Source organism: Bacillus sp. EB V-12 (assembly GCF_056158125.1).
In genome coordinates, this window is sequence record NZ_JBUXJL010000005.1 from 90,141 (window position 1) to 102,704 (window position 12,564).

Consider the following 12,564-nt stretch of genomic DNA (forward strand, 5'->3'; position numbering starts at 1 on the left):
GATTCATATTTTGAATTTAAATGGTTTCTTTCACATGTACGAGTATATCTTCTAATAAACCTGGAGTAGACTCTAATTCTTACTTTTCCATAAACTTAATAACGCTCATTTTTGTATATTTTTCATTACCGCTCTTCAATAAATCTTGAATGCTCTGTAACTAACTGAATCAGAAAATTTCAGAATGGTACAAAAGGTTGTTCTTCTAATATAAACAACGACATCAAACTACTTACGAAAATTACTGTCTTATTTCTATCAGACGGCAGTGACTGGCAATATGTAATCCATTGTAAAAATATCAAATCCATTCCCCCATACGATTTTCCCTATTATTATGTTTTAGCCTATACACAAATTAAATTAATGAATATATAGGTTAATGTATTAAATAAATTTACAAAAAGAAAGAGGTTAGATTTATGTATCAAAATCTATATCCATATAACTATTATAATAATTCAAATGAATTTCGTGCATTTGAGGTTGGACATTTTTATGACACGCAAAAAGATTTAAAAATAGAAATGACCCTTACTGGTCAAACACCTTTTCTATTTGTAATTCCTGCTGGAACACGTTTATTTGTACACAGCATTGACCATGAAGCAGGTCATGAGATGGTTACAGGAATATTCTCTTTTAAAGATAATGGGATGTGTACAATTAAATCTCTTAGAATGCCAACTGATATGCTTAACACCAGCGGAGCAAGAAGATTATAAATCTATAATACAACCACCAAGATAGGATAAGAAAAAAGAGTATTCATATCATGGTTTTTTATAAAAAAATTATTACTTTTTACATTCACAGCAATAATTGTAATATAGACCATTCTCTATCTGAATTTACTCATTTACAAAACGGGTTGGAACTTTTAGATACCCAACCTCTTTTTTATATAACACTCGATATTCACCATTAGCGTTTTTGACTTCTTTACACACACACAAACAAATAATCACTACTCTTCAACTAACCAATAACCGATAGATTAAGTACATTTTTTCATCATAACTATCACCAGTTTAATATATATTTCTAAATCATCTACTTTTACATTTTTGTTTCAGATATTTTTTAAATGCTTTATTTAAACCAAAAAAGTACTCACGTATTAAGTGAGTACTTAAACAATATTCTTTTTTCTTTTTCTAATTGCTCTGTAAAGAGTAGCTTTTGATACATTTGATTTGTCATTTCTTCTATTTTTATTTTTTTAAGAAATGCTGCAACAAAATCTTTTAAACACTCAGGAATTAATACTTTTTAAAAATTCATTTTCTAATTCTACTATATTTTTTTTACGAGCTTTTATTTTTCTTACGGGCACCCCAACATATATATACCAATCATCTAAACTTTCTTTTACCATACTCATCGCGCCAACTGCCGCTCCTTCTCCTATTACTACATTTGGAAAGATAATAGAATGCGCACCAACAATGGCATGCTTTTTTAAAACAACTTTTCCAGCTTTCACATTTTTATATTGATGTGGAATAGTCGGTCCCATTAATGTATTTCCACTAAAATCATCAATTGCTGCATATACAATTGTTTTTGATGAAATATTTGCAAAATCATGCATTTCAATCCCCATTTCTCCTCCAAATAACGCTGTATATGCCGCTATATGCGAATAACTTCCAATTGTAATTTTGCCACTTAAAATGCAAAAGTCATCGATTCTTACATTATTTCCAACAGATATAGCACCTGGATTATATATGCTGGTTTTTTTACTTATTAATACATTTTCCCCGACAGATAGAAAGCCAATTTCGCTCAACTCCTCTTGACTATAAAAACTATTCATCTGTGGAAACCCCCTTCTGCATTAAACACATTATAATTTTCTCTACGATTTCTTTTGTCATTCCTTCCCATAAAGGTAGACTAATTATTCGTTTTTCTATTTTATTTGTATTTGTTAAATCTGTAGACTTATATTTTTTAAAGAAATCTTGTTGATAGCAAGATGGTGAAAAATATGATCTAGCTTCTATCTTTTGCTTTTTCAACTTTTCTATTATCTGCATATTGTTAATTTTTTCTGGACCGAGAATAGGCATAAATTGATGAATAACTGCTTTTGTCTTTTGAACTTGCCAGCCTTTTTTTATTAATCCCGTACTTTGTAATAACTGTTTATACCATTCAGAGATACGATTTCGTTCTTGCATTTTATGATTCCATTTATTTATCGTTGTAATCCCAATAGCTGCTGCATATTCAGTCATTTTACAGTTAAACCCCATCATCGTACATTCACGATTATGATCAAATCCAAAATTCCCCATTCTTTTAATTTGATTTATCTCTTCCTCATTATGGCTATATATCATACCACCTTCACCAATTCCGAAAGGCTTTGTTGCATGAAAACTATATACAATCATACCACTAAAATTCTGACCGTAATGTATACCCTCATGCATTAATCCAAACCCTGGTGCCGCATCTACAACAACCGGAACACCCTTTTTCTCTAATTCTTCATAGTCTTTCAAGTCCATCCATGATCCGAATGTTGCATATGGAACAACAACTGCAACCTCTTCTTTTAATTCATCAATCTTATCCAAAAGTACCGTTTTATCCATACACCAATCATCTAATGAAATATCAATAAAATAAGGCTCCAAGCCACACCAAATAGCTGCCAATGGAGTGGCAGGGAATGTAAAACTAGGCATAAGAGCATACTTTCCTTTTTTTCTTTTCTTACATTGAATTGCCGCCATTAACCCTAGCGTTGCGTTTGCTACTGTTGTAACTGCTCCCCTGTTCTGAAAAAATTCCGACATAATTGTTTCTTCAAAACGTTGATTTATAGGTCCATAATTTGTATATATGTGGGATATATCAATTTGCTCTAATTTATCTAAGTACTCGTTTGCAGGTACAATTGACGCACGTAAAAAAGGAATATTCTCCATATGCATCTATTCCTTTCTATCATTTTCGGACAATATAGAGCATATCCGTTTCAGATAATCCGAATTTCCTAGCAATTTCTATTCCTTGTTTCTCAGCTATGTTATACAATTCTACCTTAAAGCCCGCATCTGTTAATCGTTGAATAAATCCCGATCGATTATAAATCCTAACATGATCTTCTTGACCAAAGGCTAATTTTCTCAATAATGGCGTTACAATAGATTTATCCTCTATAATAAAATCTACATTCATTACGATTGGCACTTGAATAATTCCCCATCCATTTGGCTTTAGTACCCTATATAATTCTCGCATTGCTTTTTCATCGTCAGGCACGTGTTCTAATACATGACTACATAAAATAACATCAAAGGTATTATCTTCGTATGCAATTCTCGTAATATCAATTTCATTCATTAAAGAATCCTTTGGTTCTAAATCCCCACATGTATAAGTAATGTTTTTAAACTGGTTAAGCCACCCTCTTACCTTCTCTTCAGGTGCAATATGAAGCATAGTATAATTCCTACTTAACAAATCCGTCTCTGTTTCAATGTACGCACGATACAACCTGTCACGATCCATCGAATAGCAAACTGGACAGATACCTGTATCTTTATTCCACATCTCAAATTCATATTTTAGAAAATCATAATGTGCTGGCCAAGGAGAAAAACTTTTAAATTCTTGATTGCAATATTGGCAATAACAAATATTTTTCTCAAATATATGAGTAACTAGTTTAATTAACCCGTTTTTTATCTTTTCATTATAAATTTGATCTAGTTCTCCACTTCTTACTGCATCCTTAAGTATAAATCCCGCATTCTCCAAACAATAAGATAAGCTCTCTTTATAATCTTGTTCAGTATTTAAAAATCCACTATTATGTGCATCTGTAATTAATTCAATCCATTCTTCAATTGTCATTAATATAAAGTACATTTGTTTTTGATTTTGTCCACTATGTTGTCTAAAGTAGCTAAGAGGTTCCTCTATATAAACTACTTTTCCTTTCCTCATCATATCTAACCAAGTTGCAATGTCATTAATAGAAGAATACGCTTTCCCCTTAAAATAACCAAATTTCCCTCCAAAAAAATTGCGATTAAACAAAACCGTTGTCGGTTCTCCAACTACGTTTTTCAAGTTTTTTAACATATAATTCCCTAGTGTTTCCCCTTCAAAAATTGTAGTTTCTGTGGCAATTTTCAAATTCAATGTTGAGGGGGGTAATACCTCTCCATTCTCATCAATCAGTTCACGGTACGACGTCACAAATGCAATGTTTTCTAATTCAAAAAAGTATTTCATCATTCTCTCAATCTTTTCAAGATGAAATAAATCATCATCTAATAAAAAATTTATATATTCACCAGTAGCAAGCTCTATACATTGATTAAAATTTTCAGCCACCAATGGATTTTCATTTTTAACATATGTTATACATTCATGTTCTTTTAAGTATGGCTGGATCATTGTTTTTACTTCATCATTTGTACTATCGTCAGAAATTATAATTTCAATATTTTCATAGGTTTGATTCAAAGCACTTTTGAGGGCTAATTCTAAGTAATGAGGTCTATTGTAGGCAGGAATTAGTATACTGACTTTTGGGAGGTGCGAGTTGATATTCATACGCTGTTTTTTCTTTTCAATATTTATTTTCTTTAGCTTGATTTGTTGATAGTAATCCAATGAATATAATATGGATGATGGAACAATTCTTCTTGCATAGTCTAGAAAATTTGTAATAGCTCTGTCTAACTCCTCTTCGGAGGATAAGAAACCATATTTTTCTCCAGCTATAATAATACTATGAGAAAAATCCTCTAACCCATCCATCATTTTATTAGATTCATTTAACTGCTGATTTGAATGTAATCGAAAGTAACTGAGTGTCTCCGCTATATATACTGCTTTCCCTTTACTCAGTAAGGATAACCATGAAGCTACATCTACGTTGCAAAGATACCGCCTTTTATCAAATACACCATACGGTTCTGTTAAATCACTTTTACGAAATAAAACCGTTGTCGGTTCTCCTATATAATTCTTTTGATTCATAATCACCATTTTTCCTAATTGTAGCCCATCTATAATCGTATCTGTAAAAAATAAACGCATCGTTGCATAAACATCTGGCAATAGGTTTCCTTCTGCATCCATTACTTGGCGATGGGATGTTACAAGCTTAATTTCATTATCTAGGTCATTTAAAAAGTATTTCATCATTTTTTCAATTTTATTTACATGAAATAAATCATCATCCATTAAGAAGTTTATATACTCACCTTTCGCTTTATGAAATAACATACGTGAGTTCTCAAATTGTCCAAGAGTTGACTTATTTTTTATATAAATAATATTTGAATGATCATACAAGTACTTTTGTAACACTTTCTCTGTTTCGTCGTTTGTACTATCATCCCCTATTATAATTTCAATATTAGGATACGTTTGTTCTAATACACTACATAAAGCTTTTTCAAAGTAGTGTGGACGATTATACGTAGGAATTAATACACTTACTAAAGGCGTTTGATTTATTTCCTTTTCATTTGTACCATTTTCCATTCTATTCCTCCGCCTTTTTATTTATTTTCACTTTTGAAATAGACATGCTACTACAAATCTATTTATTAGACGAACTAGATCTGAAAGGTGTTGCGAAAAACAAATAAATAGCTTTAAAAACAGCAGCTATGTTGACATAGTGTAGAATAAACCTGGATAACTTTTTTCGTCCCATTCTATTTATTTGTAAAATGCGGCATTCTTTTTTCAATAAATGCCTTTACCCCCTCCTTCACATCTTCTGTTTGAAATACTTTTCCAAAGTAACGCGCTTCAATCTCAAGCCCTTCTTGTAAAGGTACTGCTGTCCCTTCGCGAATTGCCAACTTCATATAGGCGAGAGCTGGAAGAGAAAATTTACTTATATCCCTTGCAATCTCTTTTGCTTTATTTAACGCCTCTCCTCGAGGGGTAATGTAGTTAACCAAGCCTATTTCTTTTGCTTCTTTAGCTGTAATCGATTTCCCTGTGAACATCATCTCTTTTGCTTTCCCTTCTCCAATTAATCTAGGTAAGCGTTGGGTTCCTCCAGCCCCAGGAAATAAACCTAACGTAATTTCCGGTAATCCAATTAAAGATTGTTCTTCTATTATCCTTAAGTCACAAGCAAGTGCTAATTCACATCCACCACCTAGTGCTAAACCATTAACAGCAGCTATAGTCGGTTTAGACAGATTCTCTAGTTGATTAAGAGGTTGTTGCAATTCTAATGATTTCATCTCGGCATATTTTTCACCTTTGCCCATCCAATCTGGAAATTCTTTTATATTCCCTCCTGCTACAAAGGCCTTTTCTCCACTTCCAGTTATAATTACGACTGAAATATCATTATCAATTTCTATTTCCTCTAATACATCTACTAATTGTTGAACTACTTCTAAACTTAAAGTGTTGACTGGTGGATTTTTAATTGTAACGACAGCAATACTTCCTTTTTTATTACAAGTTACTACTCGTTCATTCTTCATAAAAAATCCCCTTTTAAACTACCTAATTTTTCACAACACCAAGCATTTTTACTTCACTCACCATCAGCCTAAATTTCCGAATATGGTTCCGCTTTTAGAAATTCATCAATTTATTGTATGAACTGTAGAAGCATAAAATGAGCAATCCTTTCTTGGCACCATTTTATAATCTCAACATATTTTTAAATGGTTCTTTTACTATATTAATTAGCTTCATGTTTCTTTGGTTTCCGTTACACAGTTTCTGAAGCTGGGATGACTATTAGAAAAAATGAGATAAGAAGACTGTTACATGAGGTACATTAAATGCGAACAATTTAAGAAAGGCACTATTTTAGTAACCACTTGTATTTAAGTCTTTCTTAACTAATTTGTTGTAATTACAATTGAATTACCCCCACTTTCACTTCGTTTAGAAGTGGGGGAATTCCTAAGTTAAGAGTTCTATCGAACTCTAAATAAAAAAGCTTATCCTTCAACACGTAATGATAAGCTTTTTTATTATTCTTTTCATTTTTGTTTTCGGAAATATTTCTTTAAGTTGATAGCAATGCGGTGCTCTCAAGCTAAAACTTTATAGTGCCCTCAAAACGGAAACAACAAGTTGCATTTATATAAATAGCTTTTGGAAAATTGATAATTTTGTTTAGGGATACTTTAAGATTTTAGCTTGAGAGGCATATAGTACAACCTCATACAGAGGGATTAGGATATTAAACTTAAACGTGTTATTTTTAGCATTCTAAATAATCGGGTTCAATGTATTTTTCTGTTTCAGGAGAGCTTTTAATTTCTATAGGATATTTCTTAAAAGCTACAACAGTAACCCTATCTTCTTGAACTAAACTTCTGGATTCATTTATAGAAGAGAAACCTGTTCGCGTTAAAAAATTGTATAGAGAGGATTTTGTCATCCAAAAACTAGTTATGTTATCTAATGATGCCCATTTTGATTTTAAACGTTCTTCTACTGATGAATTAGCAGAGTGTTCTAGCATTGTGTGCCCCTTATATTCATAATTTTTATAGAGTACTGATACATTGGGAGTATGAGTGATATGAGTATCAATTATTACAAACCTTTTGCATACTTCATACACTTTTTCTAAAAAAGGGAATACATCTGAGCAATCTAAATGATATAAAATACCAGAGCATAAAACAATATCAAATTGACCATATTTTTCAGCACTTAAATTTCTTACATCATCTTGATAAAAGGTTAAGTTTTCCAACCTTAATAAATCTTTAGCGAATATAGCTTTTTGTACGTTTGATTCTCTTCCTTCTATCCCTACAACAGTTGCTCCTTGCATAGCAAACTCAATTGCGTAATGCCCCTCTAAACAAGCTAAATCTAAGATTCGAAGATTTTTAAAATCACATTGTGTGATATCTTGAATCATTGTCACAATTTTTTTTAACGCAGGATTTGGTTGTCGAATATCTCTTGTATATAGAGTATCCGTTAATTTAATATCATAAGCGGTCCATTCACCATATTTACGAATAATGTTTTCTTTTTCGAGAACAAAATCTTTCATGATACAATTCGCCACCTTTAACATAATATTATGTGTAATATATACCTTTATAAGATCAATATATGTGTGTATAACTTGTATTTAGACGAAGGTAAACATTTTAAGTCTAATTCTAGAGTATTCCTGCAAAATAAAATTCTCACTAATAAAAAATATGTTATATAACTATAAAAACTCTACCAAATTATTAAAGGAATCTCCTTCCCCCTATCGAATTATTGTAGAGGAAAGGAGAGGAATACATGGAAATTCTAGGTTTAGATCCTCGCGCATTAGCGACTTTAGGTGCACTTGAATACACCAATCGTCGCAATAAATTAATCGAAGACTCGGAGAATAACATATACGAGTGTAAAGAAATAAAAGAAATACTTCAATCACTCCCTAAAGAGAAGCAGATTGAGGTTCTTGAGAATCAAGCTCACTTTGAAGCTGTGGCAAAGATGATTGAACAAAACAATTTAATTCTTTTAGAACAGATGAAAGCTCTACAGCTAATTCAGAAATAACAAACTTATGATTGATTAACTCTACATATGCTTCCATAAATAATGTATCTTTATTTATACCTTCAGCCTCTGTTTTTACAGGGGCTTTTGTTATGCGTTGATTCATCTTTTGAATTTGAATAGTTTCTTTTACATGTATGAATAGATCTTCTAATAAACCTGGTGTAGACTCTAATTCCTGCTTTTCAATTTCCTCTGTGACGGCACTGATAAATTCCCATAGTACTTTTGCACCTAGTAGTTCTGCTAATCGTTTTTCACGTATTTCAAATGTTTTCATGTTTATGTAAATACCCCCTATAATTTATATATAATGATAAAAACATTATAATTTTATGTAAAATTGCCTAATACATTTTCTAAGCTTACATTTCTAAAAAATCACTACATCATCTTAAAAGTCTAACATTATTCAACACACTTCGTGCTGTTCGGAATCAAAAAAAATTGTTTGGACTGTAACACCATAGAATTTCGCTAATTTTATTTTTATATTATCTCGTGGGATTCTCTGGCCATTTTCATACATCTGCAATGTACTAATACTGATTCCCACTGCTTTTGCCACCTCTTCTCTAGATCTCCCATTTCTTAGATTAATTAAATTTTCAGCTACTCTTTCATAATTCATATATTCTCACTCCTAAAACCACATTTCGTGTTGTTATTTAAAATATAAACCGCACGAAATGTGTTGTCAATAGATATTAATTATCAATTTTTAAAAATTTTAATATATTAACACATATTGTGTTAATATATTATCAGGTGATAGAATGAAAACGTTTGGAAATATAATTCGTGATTTAAGAAAACAAAAAGGAATTACGCAAAAAGAACTTGCTCAATCGCTTCAACTAAGTGAGAGTACAATTGGTATGTATGAACGTAACGAGCGTCAACCTGATTACAATACCTTGATACGTATAGCAGATTACTTTAAAGTATCTACTGATTTTCTTCTAGGGAGAGGTTTTTATACCGAAGAGAAAAGAAATGATTCAGAACTAGATCAATGGTTAAATGATATAAAGCTTGCTCCATCCCAAAAGCGTGAAGAATTAAAACGTTTTTGGAATTTTATAATGCAGGAAGAAAAGTAATAAACTAAACCTTCACCTTCATATGGGTGAACGGCATGAATTTGATCCTCTCCGGGGTCATACGGATACAATGAAATGGCGTTCTATCAACGAATAGAGCGTTATTTTTATGCAGTAATTTGGTCACCAAAGTTATTGAGGAAAATAAAATTTAAATTACAAAATGTATGAACAGAGAATACGATCCACTCAAAACAATCTGGTTGAATTACGAAAGGTAATAAATCCTTCTACAGTAAATGAAATGTGCAAAGAAAATATTAAAAGAGTCAATATTGAAACACTAGCTAAAGTATCAGGTTATTTTAAAAAGAGGATATTAGGGAATTATTCGTGACTATAATAGAAGATGAGGAGAATTCTGAATAAGGTCAGCTTTTTGATGGAATTTTTCTGACGTCGGGAACCATGTGGAGAGATAGGAGATCTAAATTCAAGCTATTCGAAGTATAAAATTTTGTTATCTCGCATTATTTCTTACAAATTTGTCCATAAAAAACAATTCACACTCCCATAATATCCTTTTATTTGTTATAATTACATTCTAATATATTAATTAAAGTGAATGAACTGACTGATACAAATGACAATAAATCTAGTGATCTGTTTATGAAAATACAAATAACTCGTGATGACTTTAATAAAATTACATTCGATTACTTTGATTATAAAAATATACCTAAAGTCGTTACAGAATACTGGGAATCTCCTGCGTATAATAGAATGTAATTAGTATCAATATTCTTATTTGAAAGGTGGCGATTGCTATGATGATTTTTGATGATATCAATGTACCTATTGCTCTCTTTTTCTTGTTTTTCATTATGTTTCTTGGGAATAAAGAAAAAGATGCCAGCACGTTATGTTTATCACTTTTATTCGGTGGGATGGTAGTGGATTACTGGCTAAATATAAAAGGACTAAACGATACGTATATTAGTACCGCTTGGAATATATTCTATTGTATTATAATGATCATTCTAATACCTTTTATGATTCATAAAACTATTAAAAATATAAAATACATAAAGGCAAAAATAAAAAGAAATCGAACTATATAAAAATGCGACCGCCCGTAATAGGCGGTTTTCTTATTCATCTCTATTCACCTTTCCTCTTAAATCCACTGCCGCATGACCCAATCCTCCCCCTCCGCATAGCATGTACTAAAAGGAAGTACGTAATAATATGTCAAACTACTATTACGATCGGTCTAAAAATTATTATCGGACGAAACGTAACCACCACCAAAAATGCAACTGCGAATGTAACCGCCATCCACGCTATCATACGTTCACATCCGGCCCTTTATTCCGTAATGTAGACACCGATTTCATCCAAGTGTCCGCGCTTAATCAAACCGACGAACTACAAGAGGAAATTGCTGTACTTACAGTTGATGAATTACGACGTTTACTTGATGCTCAAAATAAACGAGGCTATAGCAATTTTCAAGATTACGTTATTATGAATCTCTTATAGGCACATTCTTGCGTATCAGCGAAGCGCTGTCACTTACAGTTAACGATATTGATTTTTCAATAGTAACTACCTCCGATTGTTATTGAATTCTTTTTTCTATGTATAAATCCGACCCCTGAATTGCTTCGTAACGTTAATTACAAAAAAGCTTCAAAACTTCTTTTCGTATATCTTGGAAGAGGCGCCGGTAGAAAGATGGCCAGCTACTACTCGTCTCTCACACTATTAAATCCGACCCTAAGTCGATTTGGTAACGGAGAAATTGAAAAAAATGCAAAAAGACGTGAATCGAGGTTCACGCCTATATTTCAATTATTCTTCATCTTCGTCATACATAAAATGTTTAGCTATCTACCACCTAGCCTACACTCTTAACTTTTGAAGAATTTAAGATACTTAACATCCTCATCTTCAAAACATCTTCCTTCTGATTTTTTGTTAGCAAAGTTGAAAAACTCTTTTGCGATTTCTAAATCACCCAATTCATACGCAACTTTTCCTGAAATAAATTATTTTTCACCTGTATCAATACGCATAAATCCGGTTAAAAGCATTTTATCTGACCATTTTTTTGCTGTCTTAAAATCTTTTACAATAAAACAAGTATCAATAATATCATTCACTAAATCATAACTTTCATTATAAATACCTTTCGGATTAGGCAATATACTCCAAGCCTCTTCTAATAATGTAATAGATTCATTATGATTACCTTTATCAAATTCATCATTACTCTGATTAACGAGACTTGCGAATTTCTCTTTTATAGGTGATTGTAATATAGCCATTTTGCTCTCCTCCTTAAATAATGTCTTTAATCAAGTCAAAATATTTATCATCTTCTTCAAAAAATATCTTGTAACCTTCTAGCATGTATGCTTTTAATAAATATTCCTTAGCTTTTTCAAGTTCTCCACATTCGAACAAGCTCTCTCCAAGTCTTAATAAAATCAATGGATTCGAAATACCGTTTGGACAGTTTAAAGCATTATAAAAATTACTCTTTGCCATTTCATAGTCATCTTTAATAAGATAAGTGTCGCCTATTACTGTATATAACCAAGTACTTGCTTCCCAATCCGTCTTTGGTGCTGGCACCATATCTAAAGCCACCAAATATTTCTCCAGTGCTTGATCAAATTGTTCTACTTCAAATAGAATATCTCCCTCTTCACATAGTTGTACAATTTGATTGTATACTTTGTCATCTAGTTCTAGTTCCACTTCCCTTTACCTCCAATTATTTTCTAGTTGGTGGCAAATATCTCTCACCTAATTTAGCGCCTGCTGATCTATTTAAACTAAAATGATCCAATTCATAATTAACAGAATCTAGCATCCATTTTCTACCTTCCTTAGACTTTGCTCCATAATGCCTACCAATACTATTCCACCACGAGACAGCATCGGTTAGATGAGCCATATCTGATTTACT

General features: G+C 31.8%; 13 protein-coding genes and 1 pseudogene. 3 read left to right on the plus strand and 11 right to left on the minus strand.

Going from position 1 to position 12,564, the window contains the following annotated elements; translation table 11 throughout:
- Positions 1–179: 179 nt before the first annotated feature.
- Positions 180–305 (minus strand): hypothetical protein, encoded by a 126-nt coding sequence (locus ACZDYH_RS17690; RefSeq protein WP_255289100.1) that lies wholly within the window; start codon positions 303–305, stop codon positions 180–182.
- 117 nt (positions 306–422) lie between these two features.
- Between ACZDYH_RS17690 and ACZDYH_RS17695 the strand changes: the two genes are divergently transcribed.
- On the plus strand, positions 423–725 hold the full coding sequence (locus ACZDYH_RS17695; protein ID WP_326304656.1) for a hypothetical protein: 303 nt from the start codon (positions 423–425) through the stop codon (positions 723–725).
- Positions 726–1,255: 530 nt separating this feature from the next.
- Here the strand turns inward: ACZDYH_RS17695 and ACZDYH_RS17700 are convergent.
- From ACZDYH_RS17700 to ACZDYH_RS17730, 7 genes are all read right to left on the minus strand, one after another.
- The gene (locus tag ACZDYH_RS17700; RefSeq protein WP_097842244.1) at positions 1,256–1,822 is read right to left on the minus strand and encodes an acyltransferase; all 567 of its coding nucleotides are present in this window, start codon (positions 1,820–1,822) and stop codon (positions 1,256–1,258) included.
- A complete protein-coding gene (locus ACZDYH_RS17705; protein ID WP_474886773.1) occupies positions 1,815–2,945 on the minus strand; it encodes an aminotransferase class I/II-fold pyridoxal phosphate-dependent enzyme in 1,131 nt (376 codons plus the stop codon). Before ACZDYH_RS17705 ends, ACZDYH_RS17700 begins: the two co-directional genes overlap by 8 nt.
- Before the next feature lie 19 nt (positions 2,946–2,964).
- Complete coding sequence (locus ACZDYH_RS17710) at positions 2,965–5,523, minus strand: glycosyltransferase (RefSeq protein ID WP_474886775.1); 2,559 nt, start codon at positions 5,521–5,523, stop codon at positions 2,965–2,967.
- 176 nt (positions 5,524–5,699) lie between these two features.
- On the minus strand, positions 5,700–6,491 hold the full coding sequence (locus tag ACZDYH_RS17715) for an enoyl-CoA hydratase (RefSeq protein ID WP_474886777.1): 792 nt from the start codon (positions 6,489–6,491) through the stop codon (positions 5,700–5,702).
- A gap of 734 nt (positions 6,492–7,225) precedes the next feature.
- Positions 7,226–8,035, minus strand: coding sequence for a class I SAM-dependent methyltransferase (locus ACZDYH_RS17720; RefSeq protein WP_000651406.1), 810 nt, complete (start codon positions 8,033–8,035; stop codon positions 7,226–7,228).
- 384 nt (positions 8,036–8,419) lie between these two features.
- Entirely contained in the window at positions 8,420–8,830 is a 411-nt protein-coding gene (locus ACZDYH_RS17725) for a hypothetical protein (protein WP_474886963.1), read from the minus strand.
- A 126-nt stretch (positions 8,831–8,956) separates the two neighbouring features.
- Complete coding sequence (locus tag ACZDYH_RS17730; protein WP_061667279.1) at positions 8,957–9,175, minus strand: helix-turn-helix transcriptional regulator; 219 nt, start codon at positions 9,173–9,175, stop codon at positions 8,957–8,959.
- Between the two features lie 145 nt (positions 9,176–9,320).
- On the opposite strand from ACZDYH_RS17730, the gene ACZDYH_RS17735 reads away from it, so the two are divergent.
- Complete coding sequence (locus tag ACZDYH_RS17735; RefSeq protein ID WP_098348692.1) at positions 9,321–9,647, plus strand: helix-turn-helix domain-containing protein; 327 nt, start codon at positions 9,321–9,323, stop codon at positions 9,645–9,647.
- Positions 9,648–10,414: 767 nt separating this feature from the next.
- A complete protein-coding gene (locus tag ACZDYH_RS17740) occupies positions 10,415–10,708 on the plus strand; it encodes a hypothetical protein (protein ID WP_000972460.1) in 294 nt (97 codons plus the stop codon).
- A 792-nt stretch (positions 10,709–11,500) separates the two neighbouring features.
- Here ACZDYH_RS17740 and ACZDYH_RS17745 read toward each other — a convergent pair.
- The 3 genes and pseudogenes from ACZDYH_RS17745 to ACZDYH_RS17755 form a co-directional block, all read right to left on the minus strand.
- Positions 11,501–11,917 (minus strand): annotated as a pseudogene (locus ACZDYH_RS17745) (hypothetical protein).
- 13 nt (positions 11,918–11,930) lie between these two features.
- A complete protein-coding gene (locus tag ACZDYH_RS17750) occupies positions 11,931–12,353 on the minus strand; it encodes a tetratricopeptide repeat protein (protein WP_474886780.1) in 423 nt (140 codons plus the stop codon).
- Between the two features lie 16 nt (positions 12,354–12,369).
- Positions 12,370–12,552, minus strand: coding sequence for a hypothetical protein (locus ACZDYH_RS17755; protein WP_474886782.1), 183 nt, complete (start codon positions 12,550–12,552; stop codon positions 12,370–12,372).
- Between the last annotated feature and the right edge of the window lie 12 nt (positions 12,553–12,564).